23 protein-coding genes are annotated in these 25,261 nt (G+C 32.5%); 7 read left to right on the forward strand and 16 right to left on the reverse strand.

Translation table 11 applies throughout. From position 1 onward, the window contains the following. Positions 1-3 precede the first annotated feature (3 nt). The 10 genes from C3729_RS11260 to C3729_RS11300 all read right to left on the reverse strand — a co-directional run bounded on the left by C3729_RS11260 (position 4) and on the right by C3729_RS11300 (position 7,469). Entirely contained in the window at positions 4-453 is a 450-nt protein-coding gene (locus C3729_RS11260; protein ID WP_104794246.1) for a hypothetical protein, read from the reverse strand. 142 nt (positions 454-595) lie between these two features. After that, the gene (locus tag C3729_RS13415) at positions 596-721 is read right to left on the reverse strand and encodes a hypothetical protein (protein ID WP_260204517.1); all 126 of its coding nucleotides are present in this window, start codon (positions 719-721) and stop codon (positions 596-598) included. Beyond that, positions 705-1,337 carry a hypothetical protein gene (locus C3729_RS11265; RefSeq protein WP_104794247.1) on the reverse strand — a complete coding sequence of 211 codons (633 nt, stop codon included), beginning with the start codon at positions 1,335-1,337 and terminating at the stop codon, positions 705-707. Before C3729_RS11265 ends, C3729_RS13415 begins: the two co-directional genes overlap by 17 nt. After that, a complete protein-coding gene (locus C3729_RS11270; RefSeq protein WP_104794248.1) occupies positions 1,337-1,852 on the reverse strand; it encodes a hypothetical protein in 516 nt (171 codons plus the stop codon). Before C3729_RS11270 ends, C3729_RS11265 begins: the two co-directional genes overlap by 1 nt. Positions 1,853-2,009: 157 nt before the next feature. Continuing rightward, entirely contained in the window at positions 2,010-3,605 is a 1,596-nt protein-coding gene (locus tag C3729_RS11275; protein WP_104794249.1) for a LamG-like jellyroll fold domain-containing protein, read from the reverse strand. Between the two features lie 103 nt (positions 3,606-3,708). Further along, positions 3,709-4,029 (reverse strand): hypothetical protein, encoded by a 321-nt coding sequence (locus C3729_RS11280; RefSeq protein ID WP_104794250.1) that lies wholly within the window; start codon positions 4,027-4,029, stop codon positions 3,709-3,711. 18 nt (positions 4,030-4,047) lie between these two features. Beyond that, positions 4,048-4,533 carry a hypothetical protein gene (locus tag C3729_RS11285; protein WP_104794251.1) on the reverse strand — a complete coding sequence of 162 codons (486 nt, stop codon included), beginning with the start codon at positions 4,531-4,533 and terminating at the stop codon, positions 4,048-4,050. Positions 4,534-4,543: 10 nt separating this feature from the next. Beyond that, positions 4,544-5,785, reverse strand: coding sequence for a T9SS type A sorting domain-containing protein (locus tag C3729_RS11290; protein ID WP_104794252.1), 1,242 nt, complete (start codon positions 5,783-5,785; stop codon positions 4,544-4,546). A 17-nt stretch (positions 5,786-5,802) separates the two neighbouring features. After that, positions 5,803-6,234, reverse strand: coding sequence for a hypothetical protein (locus C3729_RS11295; protein ID WP_133159980.1), 432 nt, complete (start codon positions 6,232-6,234; stop codon positions 5,803-5,805). A gap of 68 nt (positions 6,235-6,302) precedes the next feature. Further along, complete coding sequence (locus C3729_RS11300) at positions 6,303-7,469, reverse strand: hypothetical protein (protein WP_104794254.1); 1,167 nt, start codon at positions 7,467-7,469, stop codon at positions 6,303-6,305. Positions 7,470-7,719: 250 nt separating this feature from the next. On the opposite strand from C3729_RS11300, the gene C3729_RS11305 reads away from it, so the two are divergent. Then, positions 7,720-10,572: a histidine kinase gene (locus tag C3729_RS11305; RefSeq protein ID WP_104794255.1), complete on the forward strand. Its 2,853-nt coding sequence runs from the start codon at positions 7,720-7,722 to the stop codon at positions 10,570-10,572. Next, positions 10,569-11,315 carry a LytR/AlgR family response regulator transcription factor gene (locus C3729_RS11310; RefSeq protein WP_104794256.1) on the forward strand — a complete coding sequence of 249 codons (747 nt, stop codon included), beginning with the start codon at positions 10,569-10,571 and terminating at the stop codon, positions 11,313-11,315. The genes C3729_RS11305 and C3729_RS11310 overlap by 4 nt, the downstream gene beginning before the upstream one ends. A gap of 62 nt (positions 11,316-11,377) precedes the next feature. Here the strand turns inward: C3729_RS11310 and ygiD are convergent, their stop codons facing one another. The 5 genes from ygiD to C3729_RS11335 form a co-directional block, all read right to left on the reverse strand. Next, positions 11,378-12,205 carry a 4,5-DOPA dioxygenase extradiol gene (gene ygiD / locus C3729_RS11315; protein ID WP_104794257.1) on the reverse strand — a complete coding sequence of 276 codons (828 nt, stop codon included), beginning with the start codon at positions 12,203-12,205 and terminating at the stop codon, positions 11,378-11,380. 65 nt (positions 12,206-12,270) lie between these two features. Then, positions 12,271-12,780, reverse strand: a complete 510-nt coding sequence (locus C3729_RS11320; protein ID WP_104794258.1) for a YceI family protein — start codon at positions 12,778-12,780, stop codon at positions 12,271-12,273. A gap of 351 nt (positions 12,781-13,131) precedes the next feature. Further along, on the reverse strand, positions 13,132-13,896 hold the full coding sequence (locus C3729_RS11325) for a TIGR03915 family putative DNA repair protein (protein ID WP_104794259.1): 765 nt from the start codon (positions 13,894-13,896) through the stop codon (positions 13,132-13,134). 159 nt (positions 13,897-14,055) lie between these two features. Then, positions 14,056-15,312 (reverse strand): putative DNA modification/repair radical SAM protein, encoded by a 1,257-nt coding sequence (locus tag C3729_RS11330; RefSeq protein ID WP_104794260.1) that lies wholly within the window; start codon positions 15,310-15,312, stop codon positions 14,056-14,058. 83 nt (positions 15,313-15,395) lie between these two features. Beyond that, on the reverse strand, positions 15,396-16,871 hold the full coding sequence (locus C3729_RS11335; protein WP_104794332.1) for a helix-turn-helix domain-containing protein: 1,476 nt from the start codon (positions 16,869-16,871) through the stop codon (positions 15,396-15,398). A gap of 227 nt (positions 16,872-17,098) precedes the next feature. Between C3729_RS11335 and aceB the strand changes: the two genes are divergently transcribed. Both aceB and aceA read left to right on the forward strand, forming a co-directional pair. Further along, positions 17,099-18,670 (forward strand): malate synthase A, encoded by a 1,572-nt coding sequence (gene aceB, locus C3729_RS11340; protein WP_104794261.1) that lies wholly within the window; start codon positions 17,099-17,101, stop codon positions 18,668-18,670. 94 nt (positions 18,671-18,764) lie between these two features. Next, positions 18,765-20,042, forward strand: a complete 1,278-nt coding sequence (aceA, locus tag C3729_RS11345; protein ID WP_185117743.1) for an isocitrate lyase — start codon at positions 18,765-18,767, stop codon at positions 20,040-20,042. A 209-nt stretch (positions 20,043-20,251) separates the two neighbouring features. Here aceA and C3729_RS11350 read toward each other — a convergent pair whose 3' ends face one another. Beyond that, entirely contained in the window at positions 20,252-22,663 is a 2,412-nt protein-coding gene (locus C3729_RS11350; protein WP_104794263.1) for a TIM-barrel domain-containing protein, read from the reverse strand. Positions 22,664-22,938: 275 nt separating this feature from the next. Here C3729_RS11350 and queD point away from each other — a divergent pair, with 275 nt between their 5' ends. The 3 genes from queD to C3729_RS11365 are packed head-to-tail and all read left to right on the forward strand — an operon-like array spanning position 22,939 to position 25,261. Then, a complete protein-coding gene (queD, locus tag C3729_RS11355; protein ID WP_104794264.1) occupies positions 22,939-23,385 on the forward strand; it encodes a 6-carboxytetrahydropterin synthase QueD in 447 nt (148 codons plus the stop codon). A gap of 54 nt (positions 23,386-23,439) precedes the next feature. Next, the gene (locus C3729_RS11360) at positions 23,440-24,213 is read left to right on the forward strand and encodes a UDP-2,3-diacylglucosamine diphosphatase (protein WP_104794265.1); all 774 of its coding nucleotides are present in this window, start codon (positions 23,440-23,442) and stop codon (positions 24,211-24,213) included. 10 nt (positions 24,214-24,223) lie between these two features. Then, positions 24,224-25,261: an acyl transferase gene (locus tag C3729_RS11365; protein WP_104794266.1), complete on the forward strand. Its 1,038-nt coding sequence runs from the start codon at positions 24,224-24,226 to the stop codon at positions 25,259-25,261.

Genomic DNA, 25,261 nt, shown 5'->3' on the forward strand with positions numbered 1-25,261 from the left:
GGTTTAAAAATCTAGTAAAGGATTTGTTTTCCACGAGACAGCTTCTGTTAAGAAAGTTTCTTTTTCTGCATGAATTTCAATTTCTTTTTCTTCGTTTTTTATTCCAACATTGATGATGTCTTTTTTGAAATCATAAAAAATATTGAAAAAAATGCCGTCACAATTGTGTTGCATACAACCATGAGCAATTAAGACATTGTTTTTGATGAACATTGGAGATTGAACATCAAAATGACTTTCTAAAAAATCAAATTTTTCTTTGCCCAATAATTTTTGTAGTCGTGTTCTTAAAGCACTTTTTTTCTCGATGAGTTTTACTTCGTAAGGATATTTTCCGTTATAATTTTTCATATAAGATAAACTGCTCTTTTTGGTTGTGCTTTTGATTTTCTTTTGTTGAGCATTCAATTGAAAACTTAAAAAAAACGATAAAATAATAATTAAATTTTTCATGAATTTTTATAATTTTTTACTGTAATTATTTGATTTTCTTTTAGATATATTAGACTGCCTTTTACGGTCTTTTAAATTGCTTTTATTTCGGTTACTTTAGATTTGTTGAGGTCTAAAGCACTTATTCCAAATTCATTTTTTCCTAGATAACTGCTTTGAAATTTCCTTTTGATTTTATAGTTAATTTGCAAACGTCTGTAGAACCATCTTTAGAAAAAGTTCCTAAAATGAAGAGTTTATCGATGATTTTATCATCTGTATATTTCATCGTAATTGCAGAAAGAATATATTTTGTATCGGTTGGTTTTCCTTGGTAAAAAAAACTGAACAGCAATTTTATCGTTTAGTTTATCCCAACCAACTGGATGAGCAAAAGTTTCCTCAACTTTCATGTATTGATTTTGGTCAAAAAGATATTTCCAAGCAAGGTTTTGCTCTACATTGAAGTCTAAATTTCCGAACATTTCGTATGAACCAACAGAAGAAATATCTTCGAGTTGCTTAAAACCTAATGCCAAATTTTTGAAATTTAAAATTTTAATGAAGTGCTTTTTCAGAAATTGGTCTTCCAAGTAGCCGGAATAGTTGTTTTTGTATGGTCTTAAACTTCCAGAAGCTATTTTTTCGTTCGAAGTTTTGCTTTTATAAATGCTTACATCAATAAATTCCGCATATTGAGAGATGCTAATTTTGAATTTAGATTTTGAATTTTTGATATAAAATAGATAACCTTCTAAAGTACCATCGCTATTACTTTTTAAGACAATATTAATGGCTTTGTCATCGTAAAATCCTTTGTAGTTTTTAGCTTTTTGAGCAAAATTCAAAATACTGAAAAACATTGTAAATAATAGAAAAATAGAATTGGTAGCTTTCATTTTCATTATTTGGCTCTTTTGTAAAGTTTTTCTATATGCTTGTGAATAGAAACCATATCTGCAACTTCTGGTTTTGATTCTCCGTTAAAAAGAATAAATTCTGAAATGGTAACTTTGGTTTTGTAAGGGTATTTCTTTCCAGTTTTAGAAACAAATATTACTCTTTTCCCAGCATCTACATTTATGGTTTTTATTTTCATACTGTCTAAATATTTTTGAGCTTGTGCAGTATAGTAATAAGCATCATCCGTAACAATGCTATAATCTTCTTCGTCTAAACCTTGCGTAAGACTATCAATTTGTTTTTCAGTAGCAGAAACATGTACCACTTCAAAAGGGTGAATGATTGTTTCTTCTTCTTTTGTGGATTTTTCTAGGGCTAATTTTTCTTGGTTTGTTGAAGAGATAGTATTTTTTTCAACGGTATTTCCAGATTTTATTTTTTGGGTTTCAACTTTATTACAAGAAATAATAGTAAGGATTGATAATACAATTGTTATGGTTATTTTATTGATATTCATGTCTTTAATTTTCTGCGAAAGTAAATTTATTAATCATAATTTTTCTTTAGTAATTAATTAAATGAGGTTTTGAGTTAATTAAATCCCCCAAAATACCGTTTCAAGTTATTTTGAAACTAAGTAAATTGAGGGATAACGTTTAAACTGAAAAAAACTATTACTTTTTGATTATCTTTTTTGTAGTTGTATTGTTTTTATCATCTTCTATTCGCACCAAGTACACACCAGAAGATAAACTAGAAATATTGATTTGTTTTTGAGTGGTTGTAATTAACTTTTGCCCATGAAGGTTATAAATTTCAACTGATTTTATTTTTCCATCAGATTGAATATTGATGAAATCTTTTGCAGGATTTGGGGAAATAGAGATGTTTAATTTGTTTTTCAAATCATTAGTACCCAGATTTGATGTTGTAAAAGAATATACTGCTGGGTAATTAGTTCCACCTACGTTTAGAGAAGCTTGTCCTGTACCTGCACTATTAGTAGATTCAGCAATATAATAGTACACTGTATTTGGTTGAAGATTAGTTAAGCTAATTATTTGATTTACAACTTGATTTCCACCTTGAATTGGAGTAGGTGATGATGCTATATTGGTAAGCGTTCCTGTAGATAATCCATATTTTATAACAGATGTTGTGAGTCCGTTATTTGGGTTTACATCAAATCTTATATCAGCACTTGTAGAGGTAATATTAAAAGCAGGAGTAGAAGATAGATCCCAAGTTACTGTAGGTCTTGTAACGGCTAAAGTGGTAAAGCTCTTTACTTCAGATTCAGTAGTTCCGTTAGAATTAGTAGAAGTGATTTTGTAATAATATGTAGTATTTGCTTGTAAGCCAGTAAGGTCAATGTTTCCTGAAATTGTTCCTGAATTTCCTGATGTACCCGTAGAATGTAAAGTCAAATTATTGCTAGAAGTTCCTAAGTATAATTTACAATCACTGGTTACTCCATCTAATGGAATGTAAGAATAACTAATTTTAGCACCATATCCTGTTACCTCTGTATGAGATGTATTTGTAATAATAGAATAATTTATACCATTATATAAATTGGTGATTTCTGTTGCTGTTAAAGCTCTATTGTATACAAAGAGTTCATCAATAGTTCCTTGATAACCTTTAAAGGGATGAAATCCGTTTCCACTCATGCCATTTCCAAAGACAAAATTATTTGTAGATTTATTAAGCCAAGCTGAAGAGTTAATATTTCCTTTGTAAACTCCATTAAGGTATAACTTCATAGCACTAGAAGAAGATGGCTCATATACTACGGTATAATGACGATAGCTATTCATGTTAGGAAATACATCAGTATAGTCTACTGATAAGTAGCTATTATTGGCATAAACTTCTGAATGTAAATAACTGGTTTGAAATCTTAAAAGATAGCCTCCATATAATTCAAATAAACTTCCATAACTACTTTGTGGGTTTACAGATTCTTTAGCCCAAAATGATAGTGTGAAAGGAGTATTACTATAGCCACTAGTTGCGGGAGATATAATTGGAGAAAGGCTGGTATTAATAATTCCTGTTTGACCTTGAAAATAGACTCCACTTCCTCTTTTTGCTGTATTGTAAGAAATAGTAGCGGTAGTATTAGATCTAGCGGTAAAATTGTTTTGGGAATCATGGCTATTAATATTGGATTCAAAGCCGTAATATGCAATTAATCCATTAGTTGGAGCTTGTCCAAAAATGAAAATATTTGCTAATAATATTAAAAAAAATAGAGATTTTTTCATTCTATGATGTTTTTTATGTATTTGTTTTCTTTTTTAAAGAATTTTTTTTGAAAATTATATAATGCAAAGACCATCAAAAATGGTGGTCTTTGCAAAAAATTAATTATAATTTACTCAGTAATTGTACTTTTCCGTTCATATCAGACGAAGCTTCAAGAAGTAATTTACCTTTTTTTCCTTTTTCAGAAATGTAAAGTTTGTCGCCTTCTTCCATTTTAATAGTTGTAGTAGCGCCTTTGGTTAAAGAATAAGTTCCGCCACTTCCGGCATTGTAAACTTGTACTGCTTCGCTGGTGTCATTTTTGATTTTAATGTCAATTTTAGCTTGAGCAATTATTTCTTTTGCAATTGTATTTGTATACACATTTGAGTTAGCTGTAAGATATGCACTCGCCATAAGACAAGTAAAAAGTACTTTTTTCATAAGTTTAAAATTTTGAGATTATTTTATTAATTGATTGTGTAAAGTTTTGGCAGCAGCTTCGGTTTTAATGAATATAGGGAGATAAGCATTGCCCATATTCATTACAAATCCGTCTTTGTTATATTCGCCAGAAAAGTAATTTGCATCTTTGTTCTTGGCAGAAAGTTGTATTTTGTAGATGTCATCATTAGACCATTTTTCAACATTGCCAATTTCTAAATTAGTATCTTTAAGATTAATGGTGTAATTAAAGACATGGCGTAAATCTCCTCCTTCAGATTGCTTATTATAAGATTCTATAGTAAGATATAGTTTGCCGTTTTCTACTCTGGCATATTGTTTTTCGAAGTCTTCTTCGTCTATGCTATCATCTGGCATTGCAGTTTTGGTGCAGAGTTCTTTACCAGAAATATTGTACGTTTTGCCATTGCTAAATTTACCTGTACTTTGAGCTGAAAGAGAGAGGACAGATCCTAATAAAAGGATTAAAAAAGTTTTTTTCATAAACGTTTTTTTATTTTTTTATTAATTTTTGAGTTTCAGTATTTCCATTTTTATCAGAAATCTTAAGAAGGTAATTACCCCTTGGTAGAGTTGAAATATTCATTTCTTTTAAAGTTGATTCTTTCAGCTTTTTACCAGACAAGTCATAAAGCTCTATTTTAGAAATTGCAGTTTCAGATTTTATCGAAATTTTTTCTGATGCAGGATTAGGATAGATTGATGTTTTTAGCTTAAGTTCATTTTCTTGAATCGCAAGGTTTGTGTTGGAAATTTTTTTAATTTTTGAATTGAAATAATCCGCAATAAAAATATCTCCTGTAGAATTTTTTGTAATTCCATAAGGTGTAAAAAAACTTGAATTAAGTGTAGTTCCGTTTACGTCTCCTGCTGTTCCGTTTCCTGCAAAAGTAGTTACAACACCACCATTAATGGTCAATTTACGAATTCTATTATTATTACTATCAGAAATCAATAAATCACCATTATTATCTGCGAAAATAGCTAGTGGCATATTAAACCTAGCACTAGTTCCCACTCCATCAATATAGTCATATGCATAATTACCAGAAAGTGTGCTTACATAGCCTGTAGGAGAGATAACTTTAATGGTATTTATGTCTGTTACATATAAATTACCATTTCCGTCAATAGTGATTCCCGAAGGATAGCTAAACTTTGCTGCGGTTCCTTGCCCGTCAATCTGTCCATTAGTACTTCCAGCAAAAGTAGTAACGATACCTGTAGGAGTTATTTTTCGGATTCTATGATTATTGTAATCAGTCACATAGAGATTGTCATTATTATCAATTGCAATACCTCTAGGAGCACTAAATTTTGCTGAAGTTCCTGTTCCGTCAGTATTCCCTGCGACACCAGATCCTGCTATAGTAGTTACATTTCCAGTTGGAGTTATTTTTCTGATGATATGGTTACCTGTATCAGCTACATATAAATTATTGTTAGAGTCAATTGCAATTCCAGTAGGGCTATTAAATCTAGCCCAAGTTCCAAAACCATCTGTGTTTCCTGTACAACTTAAACAACCTGCAAATACTGAAACAAACCCAGCTGGTGATATTTGTAAAATGTTAGATCCAGAGCCATTAACTACATATAAGTTATTATATGTATCAATTGTAATTCCTTTTGGACCTGCTAATTCGGTAGAAGATGAAAATGTGGTTACAGTTTGTGCAAAAGCTACACTATTTATTAAAATTGTAACTGCGAAAAGTAGTATTTTTTTTATCATTTTATATGTTTTTTAATTTAAAATTTCGTTTTTTTGATTGTTAAAAAATAATTTTGAAATTCGTTTTCTATGTCTGTTATATCTATTTGTTTTGCGCTTTTTTTCGGCATGTAGAAAATAATATCCCAAGAAAGTTCTTTAATGTTGAATTTCTTAAATCGGCCATTTTCTAAGAATCTTACTTGATCAGAACTATTGATTTTAATGGTTTTGATGTTTTTCTTTTTTAAGAAAATTTTGGCTTGATCTAAATAATATAAGCCATCTTCTACAATCACAGAAAACTCATCTTCACTCGCCGATTCTTTTTTCAGTTGGTTAATTTTATCGTTAGAAGGCATTACAATCACTACTGTTTTTTCTTTAATATTCAATGTTTTTTGAGCCGGTAATACGTTGAATGTGAAAAGAAGTAGAAGAGCAAAAAGGTTTAATTTGAATTTCATCATTTTTAGAAAATTTAAAGAAATTACCACGGAACTTATAGAAAAGTCCCGCAGTAATCATATGAAGAAGGTTACTTGTTTGCGTTTGCTTTAGCACAATCTATCGGGTCCATTCCAGAGTTGGCATAATCTGTAGGTGGAGTGATATAGTTTTCGGCTAAACTTCCTGGTGCAGAATAAGAATTTTGCTGTTCTATTTGCATATTCATAAATCCACAAGTTCCGTCTGGTTTTTTGAAAACTGCTACAATAGCCATAATTCTAGAAGTTAAAGTTTTTACATAAATTCCTTGATTGTTCCTTAAATCTTGATATTGTGGCGCCCATTCACTTGTTGGGTAACAATAGATTGGCGTTTCTTTCCATCCGTAATCTGCTACACGTTTTTTTACTGCTGCCATCATTGCTTGTTGAGAAGGTGCTTTTCCTGGAGTTGCTTTTTTAGGAAGATTCATATTTGCAGAATAAGCTTCTTCTTTTTTCTTGTCCATATCTTTAAAGATTTGAGCAATTTTTGCGGGAGGATAATTTTTAATTTTGTCTTCCATTCCTGCTTTATAGAAGAATAAATATTGCTGACCGTCAAATAAATTATGACCATAAGGATCACCACCCGAAGCTGCGTAAGGTTCGTCTGAAGCATAGAATAATCCTGGTTCTAGTTGTAGCAAACCTTTTACTTCTCCTTTTTTTACACCTTTTGCGGGATCTTTGTCTAAATACTGTACATATGCAATATCTGGCATATAACAGTCTCTGTAATGTAAAATTCCTTTGGATTTCATTTGTTGCAATAGCATGGCTTTGTATTTTGCATTTACACCAGAGCTAATCCAAGTGGTATATTGAGCATCAATAATTGGATTTCCTTCGCTGTTTTTTTGGAAATGATATCTTGAATAAAGATTGACTTTGAAATTAGCATCATCAAATTCTAAATACACTTTTTTAAGGGCTAAAACCTTACCATTAGTAATATTTTTAATTCCTAAAGGAACTGATGCGTAGTAAATTCCACTTGGTCCATCTTTTTTGAAATTTTGTTTTTCTAAAAAAGGATCTGCAGCATCTTCTTCTAGTGCTTTTAAATCTTTTTTGTCTGGAGTAATCGCTTTTTTAGCATCTCCTTCTGGTGTTCCTAATGTTTTTTCGGCAACTTTGGTAAGGAGTTTTCCGAATTGAGCATTTGCTTGTAGAGTAAAGCAAGTAAGAAGGAGAATAGAAATAGTTTTTCTCATAATGTTTTTATATATTAAATTGTGTTTTCATCAATAAACCAATAGCGATATAATTTTTGTAAGAATTGGCTAAAGTGTTTCTTCATGTTTTTTTTGCAAAATTATTTCTAGTGATGCTTTGTTCTGGAGTACATTTAACCAAATCTGATTTTGGATTAACGTAACTAACTTTTAGATTTTCGTTAATTCAAAATGGTTTTTAGTAAACTCTGAAACGGAGTGAGAAGAATTATTGTTAATTTTGTTTATAATGATTAAGAAAATCTTATTTTTTCTCGCGGTTTTAATAAATTTTGTGCTTTCTGCACAAAATAATATTCCCTATTATTACCATCTCAGTAAGCAAAACGGAATGCCTACAGAAGTGGTTTATGATGTTTATCAAGATAGAAAAGGTTTTATTTGGCTTTCTACAGAACAAGGTCTATTCAGATATGACGGTAAAAATTATCAGAATTATGCATTAGATGAACAGACTTCTAAATCAGGTTCTTGTATCAGCGAAGATAAATATGGAAGAATTTGGTATAGCAATTTTGATGGTTATCTTTATTTTATAGAAAAAGGACAACTGAAATTGTTCAAACCTCACATTCCTATTGGTTATCTTAAATTTGGACTCATTAATAATTCGCTTTTTACGGTAGAAGAAGAAGGAGTAATCGTTTATGATTTGATGACGGGAAAGAAAAAGAAATCTTATCTTATCAATCAAAAAAAACTCAATTTTACGCATAGCGATGGAAAGAATTTTTATGTTTTCGCAGATGAATTACTCATCATTAATGAAAAAGGAAAAACCGCAGTTCAACTTCCAGGAGCGCTTAAAAATTTCAGAGCAGGAATTATGCAGAACACCAAAAATGGTTTGCTTTTTACTTCTAAGCATGAAAATTTTGGGTATTATTTTAAAAATAATACATTTTCTAAAGTTAGTCTTCCTAAAGAAATCACTTTCGTGCAAAACACGTCTTTTGATGGAAAAGAAAACTGGCTTTGTACTACTGATGGCGCTTTTAGCACGAATTTAGCACAACCTTTTTTCAAAGGATATAACATTTCTACGGTTTATAAAGATAGAAATCAGAATTATTGGTTTGCTACCATCAATAATGGAATTTTCTTAGTTCCCAATCTTCATGTGCAGTTTTTTGAAAGTAAAAATATTATCACTTCACTTTCTGCGTATAAAAACCAACTGCTCATCGGGACACAAAATGAAGAGTTATTTCTGAAAAATATTGAAAATCAAAAAGAAAAGTTAATTTTTAAGGGAGAAAATAAACACGAGATTTATTTGTTGAGATCTTTCAATAATTCTCCGAATATTTTTACTTCTTCTTACGGTTTTAGAATTCTAGACCAAAATGGAAAATTAGTCTACCAAGACGAAGCAGCCATCAAAGATATTGTTCCATTAGACGAGAAAAACTTTGCTTTTGCAGCGAGCGGAACTTGCGGTTTTCTCAGTTTTGGAAATACAAAAGCCGATTGGAAAAAAATCTTTCCTCCTCAGATTACTTTAGGAACTCAGAATACTTTAATCAATAAAGTGAGAGGGAAATCTGTGGTTTTCAATGCAGAAAATTTGAGATTATATTTTGCAACCAATAAAGGTCTTTTTGTGGTTTCAAAAAATAAAACTCAAGAAATTTTATATCGAGGAAAATCTGTGTATATCAGTAGATTGGTTCAATATGGCTCGCAGATTTTTGCACTTACTCAGAATAATAAATTGTTGCAAGTAAAAGACTTTCAAATCATTCAACCAAATGTTTTTCAGTCGCTTTCTCAGAATAAAATTCTCAATATCAGAATGATTAATGAGAGATTGTACTTGAACTCTGACAATGGAATTTTTGTCTATGATTTTAAAACTCGAAAACAATACAAAAAACTTTCTTACAACCAAGATTTTGAATTCAGTCAAATTACAGAAATAGGCGATAAGGTTTTTATTGGTGTAAATAGAGGGATTTTATCCTTGCCACTTTCTTATCAAGAACATCAGAATTACCCGAAATTAATTTTAGATGAGGTGAAAGTAAATGGTAAAATCACTTCTTTTTCTTCTCAAAAATCATTTGAAAATGATGAAAACAATTTGGAATTAAAATATGCTTTGCTCAATTTTACTCCAGGAGAAAAATACAAGGTTTTTTATAAAATAAATAATGGAAATTGGCATCTCGCAGACGAAAATTCTAGAAAATTAGACTTTCCGTCACTTTCGGCTGGCGATTATCAAATCACATTGAAAACCGAAGATAAAAATGCATCGCCCATTGTATTAAATTTTACCATAAAACAAGTTTTTTGGAAATCTTGGATTTTTATACTTTTTGTAGGAGGTTTGTTGATTTTTTTAATCATTTTTTATTATCGATATCAAATCAGAAAAATAAATTATACCAAACAGCTAGAAATTGACACCATTCGTTTAGAAAAAGAGAGCAATAGTTCAAAACTCAAAGCTTTTAAATCGCAAATGAATCCGCATTTTTTCTATAATGCACTCAATACTTTGCAGTCGTATATTCTAACCAATGAAAAAAAGCCAGCGCTTACTTATTTGTCTCAATTTTCTGGATTAACGCGCAAAATTTTAGAATTTACAGAACAAGATTACATCTCTTTAGAAGAAGAAATAGAAACGCTGAAACTGTATTTAGAATTAGAAAAAGCGAGATTTAATGGAGATTTACACTATGAAATCTCGACTAAAAATATGGACCATCTTTCTAAAATTCATATTCCTGTTTTGCTTCTGCAACCTTATGTAGAAAATGCAATTAAACACGGACTTCTTCATTCTAGAAAAGAAAAAATATTGAATATTTCCTTTGAACAGAAAAAAGATTTTCTCTGTATTATTATTGAAGATAACGGAATTGGTATCGAAAAAAGTAAAATTATTAATGCTCAAAAAGGCAACCAAAAACCAGCTTCTTTTGCAACTTCAGCACAAGAAAAAAGAGTAGAAATCCTTAATAAAATGTATAAAAATTCGGTTTCTATCATCATAGAAAATAAGGAAAACGAAAATGGAGTTTCTACAGGAACTTTGGTGAAAATTCAACTAAAACCCATGAATGTATTATGAAAGCACTGATTGTAGATGACGAAGAAAGAGCTAGAGTTTCTCTTAGATATTTAATTGCAGAATTTTTGCCCCATTTAGAAATTGTGGCAGAGTGTGATGGGATTCCTAATGCTGTAAAATCTATACATAAACATAAGCCAGATTTGGTGTTTTTAGACATCGAAATGCCTGGACATTCTGGATTAGAAATTCTAGACTTTTTTGACGAAAAAGATTTAAATTTTGGAATAATTTTTACCACAGCTTATCAAGAATATGCCATTAAAGCGTTTAAACTTTCGGCGGTAGATTATTTGTTAAAACCCATTAATCCTACAGAATTGCTAGAAGCGGTAAATAGATTTCAGAAATTAACAAGTCAGAAAATAAAAGTGCTTCACGAAAACTTAGGAAAAGATTTTTCAGAAACCAAAAAAATAGGAATTTCTCATAGCAACGGAATAGAACTTATTTTGCCAGATGAAATTGTTTATATCAAAGGAGAAGGCGCTTATTCAGAAATACATTTGACGGATGGTAAGAAGATTTTGGCAAGTAAAAACCTGAAAATGTTCGAAGAAAATTTAGCCGAAAATCCACAATTTATAAGAGTTCACAAATCTTATATCGTGAATTTTAATAATCTCATTTCTATTAATAAATCAAACGGAGGAACCATTGTTATGACTAATCAGATGGAAATTCCGTTTAATTCTGATAGTTATGAACTGATTTTAGAAAAAATAAATTTGATAAAAAAATAAAAAAAAACTTTGCCAAAAAATCTTGACAAAGTTTATAATTTTCAATTTTCAATTCTCCATTTTCAATTAATCAAAACACTCGTCATACTTAGACTCCCACCGATGATTTCGTCGTTAAAAAGTGATATATTGTCGTTTTTTTCCTTCAAACCAAGCGTATAAATCAGAGGTAAATAATGATCTGGAGTAGGAATGGCATTTTGTAGCGCCGTTCCTTGTTTTTCAAAATGAATTAAATTCTGAAAATTTCCATCGAGAATCCATTCATTTGTTTTGGCTCTCGCTTCTATTGCCCAATCCCAACCAGCGCCAACCGTATTGATGTTCTTCCAGTCAATCATTCTAAGATTGTGAACTACGTTTCCGCTTCCGATAATCAGAATGCCTTTTTCTCTTAATTTTTGTAATTTTTTAGCCAAATCAAAATGATATTGAGCAGGCTGAGTATAATCTATACTCATTTGAATTACAGGAATATTTGCTGCGGGATATAAATGTTTAATCACACTCCACGCTCCATGATCTAGTCCCCAACTATCGGTTTCTATAACTGAAGTGGGCGCCAAAAGTTCTGCTGTTTCTTTCGCCAATTCAGGATTTCCTTTGGCGGGATATTCTACCTCGAAAAGTTCTTGCGGGAATCCATAAAAATCATGAATCGTTTTCTGCATTTCTCCCGAAGTTACATAAGTTCCTTTGGTGTACCAATGCGCAGAAATACACAAAATAGCATTGGGAGTAGGAATTTTTTTAGAAATTTCTCTAAATCCTCTCACAAATTGGTTTTCTTCTATTGCATTCATCGGCGAACCGTGTCCTAAAAATAGAACTGGCATTTTTTCGCTTTTGGGCAATTGTTCGGAAATGTATTCTAATACGTTGATGTTCATTTTAATTAAAAATTGATGCAGAATGCTCTAAAGCGTTCTGCATCTTTCATCGTTTGTGTTTGTTATTATCCTTTTACGAATTGTAATTCTCCAGCGATTTTTACTTCATCGCTTACTAAAACACCGCCAGTTTCCAAGGCTGCATTCCAGTTTAAACCGAAATCACTTCTTTTAATTTTTCCTTCAAAAGTAAATCCAGCTTTAGTGTTTCCCCAAGGATCTTGGTTGATTCCACCAAATTCTACTTCTAATTGTACAGGCTTAGTTACACCGTTGATGGTTAAATGTCCTGTTACATCATCAGCTAAAGAAGCACTTTCGAAAGTAATCGTTGGGTTTTGTTCAGCGTTGAAAAAATCTGCACTTTTCAAGTGAGTATCTCTATCTGCGTTATTTGTGTCAATAGAATCTGTTTGGATAGTCGCGCTTACTTTTGCGTTTTTGAAAGTATCATCTTCTGCTTCTACTTCTGCAGTAAAAGTGTTGAAAGCTCCTTTTACGTTAGAAATCATCATGTGTCTTACTTTGAAGGTAATTTCACTGTGTGTAGTGTCTAAGTTCCATTTTGTTGCCATAATATTTTGTATTTTAGTTATTTATTATGATGCAAATGTACAGCGCACAGAATCCTAGATGCATTGATGTAAGATAAGAAATGATTTTTTTAGGAGCAAGACGTTTTTGTCAACTTTTGAACTTGCAGTCCGGCTTTCCATTACAATTTTTTTCTTGCCACTTTGCTCTGCTCCATCAACAAGAAAAAAGATTTTCATTTCAATCCGGGCTAGAACAAGGTTTCGGTTTTCTTTTCACTTTTTAGAAATTCAGCTTAATCAGCGAGATAAAAATGAAACCTCTCTTAAACTGAGAAATTCCTCCGTAAAAATTCTTTATTTTTCCATTTTCAACTTTCCATTTTCCATTCATTAAAACTTCTCCGTCAGATATTTCCAATAGCGTTTCGGAACCCACTGAATATGAAGTTTCATGTTTTTTCGTTCAGGAATTCCAGTTTTTACAAAATAACTTTGCCAAAGTTTTTGGTATTTTTTCTCTTCCTCGTGATGGAATTGTTCAGAATTTCTAAAATTTTGTAATTGAGAAGAATCTGGCGTGAAGAAATGAACTTCTTTTAAATCATAGAAAATTCCATAATGCCTTTTCAAATCGAAAATCATCCATTTTTGATCAGCGTATCTTTCTTTAAAATGTTTTCTAATAAGTGGTAAAACATTAAAATCAGGTTCTATTTTGGCAAAATACACTTCGTCTTGCAGTAATTCAAAACGTACAAAAGCCAGCATTCGGTGTCGTTCTCGGCTCACGCTTCTGCAAATTTTAGAAATTTCTAAAATATCATCATTTCCAAAATCTTGTAAAATATTTTGTTTCGGATGTTTTATAGAATGCTGGATTGCGCTCAAAATTAATCTTTCTAAGTCTTTTCTCTCCGAAAAATAAACCATCATGAGTTGAGAAATGCCTTGCTTTCCTAGGTTTTCTTCTATTTTTTTCAGAACTCGGTCAGATTTGTTAAAATCAGTAATGACTTCGTGTGTTTCTGCGAAGAAATTCTCTTGACTGTAATTTTGTTGAGCCACAATTTCCACCACATCATATTTGTACTCGAAAACTTCGAATATCGCTGTAAATAAACCTTCAAAAGTGGAATCGTAGAGTAAGGTGGTCATATTTTAAACGCAAAGGCGCTAAATAATTTTCATTTTATCATTGTTTTTAAGACGCAAGAAAATCAAAGATTTTCAGATTAGTATTTCAACGAAGTTGAAAACTTTGCGACTTAATTTTTTGTCATTATTTTTAAAAGTGTTTTGCGTCATTGCGTAGATTTAAAACAAACTCAATTGCTCCGAAAACGGATTTTGCCATTTAGATTTCATGCCGTTTACAATGATTTGTCTGAAATTCTGCTCGTCTATCAGTTGGTTGAAAATATTTTGACTTTCAAATTCTATAAAATATTTGGCTCTGTTGGTGGCAACGCCCATTTTTTTGAGGTGCTCTAAATTCAGTTTCTGAAATTTTCTCGCCATCAGAATTTTATTTACAGAAGTTACGCCCACTCCAGGAATTCTTAACAGCATTTCTTTCGGAGCTGTATTGATATTTACAGGGAATTTTTCTCTGTTTCTAAGCGCCCAAGCTAATTTTGGGTCTACTTCTAAATCTAAAAACGGATGATTTTTGTCTAAAATTTCATTCGCGTCAAATCCATAAAAACGCATCAACCAATCTGCTTGATACAGTCGGTTTTCTCTTTGCATTGGAACTTGCGCATGAATGGAAGGTAAATTTTTATCTTCTAAAACAGGAACGTAACCAGAATAGTACACCCGCTTCATGTTGTAATTTTGATAAAAATGTTTGGCTACATGAATAATTTTCAGGTCGGTTTCATTGGTTGCGCCCACAATCATTTGGGTAGATTGACCAGCTGGGGCGAATTTCGGAGTTTTTCTGAAAATTTTTCTTTCTTCTTGATAAACCGTTAAAGCATTTTTAATAAAACCCATCGGTTTTATCATGTCTTGATGGGATTTTTCGGGAGCGAGAAGTTTTAAGCCAGATTCTGTAGGGATTTCCAAATTAATGGAAAGTCTGTCTGCATAAAGACCCGCTTCTCTAATTAATTCATCACTTGCTCCAGGAATGGTTTTTAGGTGAATGTAACCATTGAAGTTATGTTCTTCTCTCAGTTTTTTGGCAATTCTCACCAATCGTTCCATGGTGAAATCTGCATTTTTAAAAATTCCAGAACTTAAAAATAAACCTTCAATGTAATTTCTGCGGTAAAAATTCATGGTGAGGTCTACCACTTCTTCCACAGTGAAAGCTGCTCGTTTTATGTCGTTTGATTTTCTGGAAACGCAATATAAACAGTCGTAAATGCAATGATTGGTCAAGAGAATTTTGAGCAAGGAAATACACCTGCCATCTTCTGTGTAAGAGTGACAAATTCCCGCAGTGTGACTGTTGCCTAACCCGCCTTTGTTTTTACGATTTCCACCACTCGAAGAGCAGGAAACGTCGTATTTAGCAGCGTCTGCAAGGATTTCTAGTTTTTCTTTTATTCTGTCGAAATTCATAATCTTCTCTGGTCAAAGATAGTTCGCGCAAAATAAAATTTCAATAGATTTTGTCTAAAGTTATCCGCAAAAAATGTTAAAATTTATAGCAATTCTTTTCTGATTTTTGCAATCGCTTTTTTCATGCTTTCATTGAAGTGTTCTTTTTCTAATCGGGTTGGCGGTGCTTTTCTTACTTCGCAATCAGAAATGCTGCATGTTTCACAGGTTACGCCTACATCTTCAGATTTAATGCTGTCGTTTTTCGCAAATTTTATTTTTTTCAAAGAGTTTGAATTCAGTAAAATTCCCAAGCAGTAACTTCTGTTGGTTCCGTCTGAAAATGGATTTCTGTGCGAGGTAGAAATAACCAGATAACTCAATCCAGAATCTTTATAATGAGAAATTTGTGCAGAAGTGGCGGTCTCGTTTTCTTTTAGTTCTTTTAGATTTTTAATGGCAACCCAACGTCTGCAATAATGTTCATTGGTAGCATTTCCGTGTGGAGCTTGCTGTTGATTTAGGTGTAATTCCTTGAGAATTTGAACCTTGTCTGTATTTTTCTTTTTGACGAAACACAAATAAAATAAATCTTTTATCCCAAATTCGGCTGAAAGTAAATTGGTTAAGCGATAATAAAAAGTTTCAGGAGAATTGGTAAAATGGGCAATTAATTCATCGAATTTTTGAGAATCAAAGTCTGGTTCGTCAAAAAATTCTTCTGTTTTTTCAATCAATTCATCTTTTGGAATCAGAATACAACCTGCAAAATAAGATGCGTAAAAATTGCTTAATAATTCTTCGAAACTCGTGAAATCTAACCAAGAATAAGTATTCGGTCTTGGATTAAGTTCTAAAACTTGAAAGCCAATTTCTTTGGCTAGGATGAAGGTTTTTTGGTTCTCGTCAAGTAAACGATTCAGAAGCAATAATTTTTTTTCAGGAACGTAAAGCGAACGAAGATGATTTAAGGTTCCGTATTGCTCAAAATCTTCGGATTTTATTTCATAGTCGAAAACATCAATCAAGATTTTTTCTAAATGTTTAATGTCAATATTTTTCCCAAGCTTTAATTGATTTTCTTCAGCGAAATTTTTTGCTTTTTCTTCGATATCGGGGAAGTGATTGTCGTATAATTCTTGAAAACTTCTCACTACAGCGAAGTAAAAACGCTCTTTTCCTAGATTATAATTTTGGGAAATTTCGATTAAAGTATTAAGGAAGGCAGTTACTTTTTTTGGCGCTTCGCTGATGATATTAATAAGCGTGTTCTTATTGATTCCAAAAAGTTCTAGCGGAACTTCTTTGAAGAAATCACTTTGTAAAATCTCACTAAATGGAGCAAGATTTTTGTCTAATTTGGTAGAGACTAAATCGTCAAATTTACAATTCAACACATCAGCTAACTGAATGATTTTGTCGTGTTTAGGGTATTTTTTTCCGTTTTCTATTTCGTTGAGATAAGATTTAGAAAGTTTGGTTTTGTCTGCTAAATCTTGCAGTGACCAATTTCTTTTTTGTCTCTGTTGTCTCAGTTTTAAACCAAAAACGGTCTTGATAAAATCACTTTCGCTGCTCATGATAAAATTTTTATTGAATCTAAATAAGGCGAAAAAGCCTTTAAAATTCAAAGATAAGAAATATAAGCGATTTTTCGCATAATAAATCATATTAAAAATTTAGCGAACGTTCGCTGTAAGTGAAAATATTTTTTATATTTGCAAAAGAACAAATTCAAAATCTATTCATTTTGTTTCAAATAAAAACTAATGACCACATTTTTTTGAAACCCACAACAAAATATATTATGGAGTCTAATTTCAAAATCACAGCCGCTCATCATTATCCCGAAATTTTCTCGGAAGAATTGGTGAAATTTTTGGTTTACTTGCATAAAAAATTTAATCAAGACAGATTAGAATTATTGTCTGCAAGAAAAATGGTGCAACAAAATATAGATGGAGGAGTTTTTCCAAAATTTCCCGAAGAAACTTCAGGAATTAGAGAAGAAAATTGGGTATGTAGCAGATTGCCAAAAGATTTACAAGACAGACGTGTAGAAATTACAGGTCCAGTTGATAGAAAGATGATTATCAATGCTTTGAATTCTGAAGCGTCTACTTTTATGGCAGATTTCGAAGATTCTAATTCGCCAACTTGGGAAAATTGTATGGAAGGACAAATTAATCTTTCTGATGCAATCAATAGAACCATAGATTTTGTAAACGAAGAAGGGAAATCATACAAATTGGGCGAGAAATTGGCGGTGCTTTTGGTAAGACCTCGAGGTTTACATTTATACGAAAAAAATATTACAATAAATGGAGAAAAAGCTTCTGGCTCTCTGATTGATTTCGGGATTTATTTTTTCAGAAATGCGAAAAAATTATTAGAAAACGGAAGCGGTCCTTATTTCTATTTACCAAAATTAGAGCATTATAAAGAAGCACGATGGTGGAATGAGATCTTCAATTTCTCACAAAATTATTTAGGTATTTCTCAAGGCACTATTAAGGCCACAGTTCTCATCGAAACCATTACTGCTTCTTTTCAGCTCGATGAAATTTTATACGAACTCAAAGAACACAGTTCTGGACTTAATTGTGGAAGATGGGATTACATTTTCTCGTACATCAAAAAATTCAGAAATCACAAGGAATTTTTAGTTCCGGACAGAGATCAAGTGACCATGACTTCACCTTTTATGAGTGCCTATTCTAAACGAGTAATTCAAGTTTGTCACAAACGTGGAGTTCATGCAATGGGAGGAATGGCAGCGCAAATTCCTGTGAAAAATAATGAAGAAGAAAACGAATTGGCATATGCGAAAGTTAGAGCCGACAAAGAACGTGAAGTGAAAAACGGGCACGATGGAACTTGGGTTGCACATCCTGGTTTGGTTCCTGTAGCAAAGAAAATTTTTGATGAATTTATGCCTACACCAAATCAAATAGATAAAAAACACGAAGAATATCATATTACAGAGGCAGATTTATTAGAAGTTCCAAAAGGTGAAATCACCGAAAAAGGCGTAAGAAAAAACATCAACGTAGGAATTCTTTATATAGAATCTTGGCTCATGGGAACTGGAGCAGCTGCATTGTATAATTTAATGGAAGATGCTGCCACTGCGGAAATTTCTAGAACTCAAGTTTGGCAATGGCTAAAAAATCAAGCAAAACTTAATGACGGAAGAACATTGACCCAAGAAATGGTTCTGGAATTTGAGAAAGAAGAACTTGAAAATATCAAAAAATATGTAGGCGAAAATCGTTTCGAGAAAGGAAAATTTGATTTAGCAACCAAACTCTTTAATGAATTGGTTTTCGATGAAAATTTTGAAGATTTCTTAACCTTAAAATCGTATCCGTTTATCTAGATGTGAGATTCGAGATACGAGATACGAAATTTTTAACTCGGAACTCGGAACACGGAACTCGTATCAAAATTTTAACAAACAAACCCAAAATATCATGAACAGACAAGAACAAATCCAAGCGCTCGAAAAAGAATGGAGAGAAAATCCAAGATGGAGCGGAATTACAAGACCTTATTCTGCTGAAGAAGTTTTAAAACTAAGAGGAAAATACAAGTTAGATTATACCATTGCTGCTCAAATGTCAGAGTTGCTTTGGAAAAAGCTAAATAGTCAAGATTTTGTTGCAGGATTAGGAGCTTTAACAGGAAATCAGGCAGTTCAGGAAGTGGATGCAGGTTTAGAAGCGATTTATCTTTCTGGTTGGCAAGTTGCCGCAGATGCGAATCTTTCTGGAGAAATGTATCCTGACCAATCGCTTTATCCTGCGAATTCAGTTCCAGCAGTGGTGAAAAAAATCAATAATGCACTTTTGAGAGCAGACCAAATTCAGTCTGTAAATGGAGGTGGTGAAAAAGATTATTTGGTTCCAATCGTTGCAGATGCAGAAGCTGGTTTCGGAGGAAATCTGAATGCTTTTGAATTGATGAAACAAATGATAGAAGCTGGTGCAGCTGGTGTTCACTTCGAAGATCAATTGTCTTCTGCTAAAAAATGCGGTCACCTTGGTGGAAAAGTTTTGGTTCCAACTCAAGAAGCGATCAATAAATTGATTGCGGCAAGATTAGCAGCAGATGTTTGCGGAGTTCCTACTGTTTTAGTAGCAAGAACAGATGCTGATGCAGCAGATTTATTGACTTCTGATATTGATGATAGAGATAAAAAATTTGTAACTGGTGAAAGAACTTCTGAAGGTTTTTTCCAAGTGAATTGTGGAGTAGAACAAGGTATTGACAGAGGACTTTCTTATGCGCCTTATGCAGATTTAATTTGGATGGAAACTTCTAATCCAGATTTAGAATATGCGAGAAAATTTGCAGAAGGAATTCATGCAAAATTTCCTGGAAAAATGTTGGCGTACAATTGTTCTCCATCTTTCAACTGGGCAGCGAAATTAACCGTTCCTGAAATGGAAACATTCCGTGAAGAATTAGCGAAAATGGGATACAAATTCCAATTCATTACTTTGGCTGGTTTCCACGCTTTGAATACTGCGATGTTTGAACTAGCATTGGCTTACAAAGAAAGAGGAATGGCGGGTTACAGCGAATTACAAGAAAGAGAATTTGCATTACAAGCGAAAGGTTTCCGTGCAGTGAAACACCAAAGTTTCGTAGGAACTGGTTATTTTGATGCAGTTCAAACCGTTGTTACCGCAGGAAATTCTTCTACCACAGCTTTAGCTGGTTCTACGGAAGCGGAGCAGTTTCATTAATCAAGAGCCAAGTAAAAGTTAAAAAGAGCCAAGTAAAAAGACTCAAGTAAAAAGTAAGAATAAAGTTTAAAAAGGATTCTGAAATTTTAGAAAATAAAAAATGATTTATTCATAATTCATTTCCATTTGTCACTCTTAACAAACAAAGAGTCCATAGTTTTTAATTTGTTGAAAAAATCGCCTCGCAATTTTGCGAGGCGATTTTGGTGTTATAGTTTTATTTTCACTTTACTTTCTTTCGCAGAATCCCAAACCAAATTCACTTTCAAAGTTTTCTTCTCAGAATCATAAGTGTATTCTAATTTTTTACAACCTGCTTTTACAGAATTTGGATTTTTAGAAACATGGTGAATAATGAGTTCTAAATTTTTAGATTTTGCTGAAAAATTTGTGCCCACTTCATTTTCTAACTCAAAATTGATGGCCCTTCCATTGGTTTTAGCTTCGAAATTCATCATTTCAAATTGACCTTTTTCGTAGGCTTCGTTTTGTAAACCATCGTCATTATACAATTTCAGTTCGGTTTCTTTTACTTTTTCGTCAAAATAATAATGTAAAATCAAAGAATTTCCATCGTATTCCTTAGTAGATTGCATCGGTTTCGCCATCGGAATAATGCTTCCTGCTCTTACAAAAGTTGGGATTTTATCTTCTTCCGTGGCAAAAATTTGAGTAGTTCCGCCAGAAGTTTTTTCATCAGTATAGAAATTTACCCAATCAGAATTTTTAGGAAAATAAATGCTTTGTTCTTTTTGTCCTTTATTTAAAATCGGAGAAATTAAGAAATCTTTGCCCCAAAAATAAGCGGTATTATACGTGTACAATATTTGATTTTCTGGTTCTTCAAAAAATAAAGGTCTCATTAACGGAGTTCCGTTTTTATGATTTTCGAAAACTAAATTGTAATTATAAGGAAGCAAAGCGTAACGCAATTCAATGGCTTTTTTCGCTAAATTTTTTGCTTTTTCGCTTCTGTAAACCGGTTCGCTTGGTACATTTTCGTCAGCGTGAGGTCTGTAAATTGGGTTGAAAACGCCATATTGCAACCAACGAGCATACAATTCATCGTCTTCATTTTTTCCTGCAAAACCTCCTAAATCACTGTGCATAAAAGCAATTCCTTGCAATCCCATTTGCAAAGCAATGTCAGGCTGACTTTGCAATCCGCCCCAATTTCTAGAAACATCGCCACTCCAAGGAACAAGACCGTTTCTTTGAGCACCAGAATAACCTGCTCTCATCAAAATAAACGGACGAGCATTTGGTGAAGTTTCAGCAAAACTTTCTTTGACCAATTTCGCCCAATCCATTCCGTAAATGTTGTGAACTTGGTCGCCGTTTTTTCCGTTTCCGTGAAGAATGGTAGAAGGATGAACTTCTGGCTCACCTAAATCTCCCCAAATTCCTGTAACGCCTTGATTTAATAAGTCTTTGTAAATATTTTTGAACCAAGAATTTCCTTTTTGGCTGTAAATGTCAATCAAACCAGTGTGCCCGAAATAAAAATCGTACATAAATGCTTTTCCCTCGTTGTTTTTTGCTAAAATTTCTTTGTCCAGCGCTTCTTGATAACGCGAAGAAGTGTTCACTACGAAAGGTTCGGTGATGAGAATGGTTTCTACGTTGTTTTTTCTCAAATCGTCAATCATTTGTTGAGGTTTCGGGAAATTATCTTTGTCCCAAGCAAAATTTCCTAGCGTTCCTTGAATGGATTTTCCGAACCAATATAAATCTAAAATAATGGCATCAACTGGAATTTTTTCTGCTCTGAATTTCTCAATCGTTTCCAAAGTCTGTTGCTGTGTACGATAGCCAAATCTACTTGAAAAATTTCCTAAACTCCATCTTGGAAGCATCGGTTGTTTTCCTGTTAAATTGGTATAATTTTTAACCAAATCTTCCCAAGAATTTCCAGAAATTACCTGATAAACTTTTCTTCCAGAAACGGTTTCGTAAGTCAATGAATTGTCTTTTTTGCTGTCTAAATCAAGGTAACCAATCGGTGCATTGTCAAAATGAATCAAATATTTTTTACTCGAAACTACAATAGACATCGTGTAATTGAGTAATTCAGATTTGGTTTCGTAGCCGTAATGAGCACGGTTATAAAGCATTAATCTGTTTCCGCGACGATTCATTCCGAGTGCTCTTGCTCCAGCTCCATATAAAACTTCGTCTGGAGAAAGATTGAAATTTAATGTTTCAAAATTTTGCGGATGATTATTGATTTCTCCATTTTCATAAGTTCCGTAACCATTTTTTTCAGAAATCAAGAGTTCATTACCTTTATAATAAGAAATTTGAAAAGGCACTTTTTGAATTTTTACGGTAATTCCAGAAGTTTCAATCCATGCAAAACCTCTGGTTTCTCTGAAATTGTATTTTACAGATTTTGGAGAGAGAATTACGGCGTGAGAATTTTCTGCAAGCGTTTGATTTTTTGGGATAAAAGCCGTTTCTACCATTTCTGGCGTGTAGAATTTCACTTGATATAATCCATCATTGACAGAAATTTCGGCGGTGTTATTTTTAAATTCAATTTTTTGAAAAAATCTTTGATTGTTTTGTGCGAAAAGACTTGCTGCAAAGAAAAGCAGCAAAAATTTGAAAAGGTTTTTCATCTGATTATAATTATTTTTTTAGAGGACAGATGTAACACCCTAAATTATACTTTTGATATAAAAACAAGAGTTTTGAAAATGGGTATTTCATTTCCTAAAACATTAAAATTTGTTAGCGTAAAGGTAAGGAAATTGAAATTTAAAAATTTATGAAATTTATCTTGAATTTTGTCTCGCTGATTTTGCTGATTGAGCAGATTTTTAAATCAAATTTAAGCTAATTAAATGATGGTTTTAAAACAAATTCAATTTCAAAAATTCTCTATCTTTGCACCATGATACGCATTACTAAAATTTTCACCTTCGAGACGGCGCATGTTTTGTATAACTATGACGGCAAATGCAAAAATATGCACGGACATTCTTACAAACTTTTTGTGACCGTAAAAGGAACTCCAATTAATGACATCAATAACGTGAAAAACGGTATGGTAGTGGATTTTGGAGATATTAAAAAAATTGTAAAAGAGGAAATTGTAGATGTTTGGGATCATGCGGTTTTACTCAATGCTTTGACACCGCACAAAGAATTGGGCGAAGATTTGGCTCAAAAAGGACATAAAGTAATTGAGTGCAATTACCAACCCACTTGCGAAAATATGCTCTACGAAATTGCCGAAAAAATTAAAAATAAATTGCCTTCTCATGTTCAATTGGCGTATCTGAAACTCCACGAAACCGAAAATTCTTACGGAGAATGGTTTGCGGAAGAAAACAGTTAATGTGCTAATTTGATGATGAGATAATTTTTTACTTTGAACCTTGAAACTCGAACCTTGAAACAAATAAAATTACAACCCAATAAAAAAATCTACTTTGCTTCTGACCAGCATTTTGGTGCGCCAACTCCTGAGTTGAGTAAGCCAAGAGAAGCTAAATTTCTAGCATGGTTAGACGAAATAAAACAAGATGCGCAAGTGCTTTTTTTAATGGGCGATTTGTTTGATTTTTGGCACGAATGGAAATATGTAGTTCCGAAAGGTTACGTGAGGATTTTAGGGAAATTGGCCGAACTGAAAGACAATGGAATAGATATTTATTTCTTCGTGGGTAACCATGATTTGTGGATGAAAGATTATTTGGAAGAAGAAATCGGCATTCCAGTTTTCTTTGAAAAACAATATTATGAAGTTTCAGGGAAAAACTTCCTTTTAGCTCATGGTGACGGACTTGGACCAGGCGATAAAGGTTATAAGAGAATGAAAAGACTTTTTACCAATCCTATTGCGCAGTGGTTTTTTAAGTGGCTTCATCCTGATATTGCGATGAAAATTGCGATTTATTTTTCTACCAAAAATAAGATGATTAGTGGAGTAGAAGACATGAAGTTTTTAGGCGAGGACAAAGAGTTTCTTATCATTTATTCTAAAGAAAAATTGAAGTCTGAAAACTTAGATTACTTCGTATATGGTCATCGTCATTTACCTATGATTATAGATTTGAAAATTGATGGAAAGGAAGCAAAACATGTGAATCTAGGTGATTGGATTTCGTATTTTACGTATGGCGTTTTTGATGGAGAGGAATTTAAAGTTTTAGAATATAAATAAGGCGTAAGTTTTGAAAAACATTTTCAACATAAAATCTGAAGCAGATTTCCAAGCAGTATGTTTGGAAACATTTCTTTATCAGTACGAAAATGTAGAAGTTTACCGAAAATTTGTAGATTTTTTAGGTAAAAATCCATCGGAAATAAAAGAAATAAAAGATATTCCATTTTTGCCCATTGAAATGTTTAAAAACCATTTGGTTTTAGACAAAGTCTTCGGCTCCGCTCAGACTGACAAACCTTTAAGTTATTTTCAAAGTTCGGGAACTACGCAAATTCAGACGCGTTCTAAACATTATATTGCAGATTTTAACCTTTACGAAGAAAGTATTTATAAGAGTTTTGAGCAGTTTATAGGGAAACCAGAAGATTATATTTTCTTAGGATTATTGCCCAATTATTCAGAAAATCCACATTCTTCATTGATTTATATGGTAGATTTCTTGATGAAAAAGTCTGGAAAGCCAGAAAACGGATATTTTCTTTATAATCACCAAGAATTGTTTGAACTGTTACAGAAATTAGGTCAAGAAAATAAAAAAGTAATTCTTTTCGGTGTTTCTTTTGCCTTATTAGATTTCCTAGAATCTCATAACGATTTTACGACTTTACAAATCAACGATTTTACAGTCATAGAAACGGGCGGGATGAAAGGCAGAAAAGAGGAAATGACCAAAGATGAACTTCTGAAAATTTTACAAAAAGGCTTCGGAACAGACAAAATTTTCTCTGAATATTCTATGACAGAATTGCTTTCTCAGGCATATTCTCTAGGCGAAAATATATACGAAACGCCCAACTGGATGCGTGTTCTCATCAGAAATACCGAAGATCCATTTTCTTATATGGAAGCAGGCAGAACTGGCGCTATCAATATTATAGACTTGGCGAATAGACATTCTTGCAGTTTTATTGCGACACAAGATTTGGGCAAAATTGTAAATGATTTTGAGATTCTTCACTATGCTCAGAATGACAAACATGGGTTTCAGGTTTTGGGAAGAATAGACCATTCTGATATTCGCGGTTGTAGTTTATTGGTTTCATAA

This window comes from Cloacibacterium normanense (genome assembly GCF_002943105.1).
Taxonomy (GTDB): domain Bacteria; phylum Bacteroidota; class Bacteroidia; order Flavobacteriales; family Weeksellaceae; genus Cloacibacterium.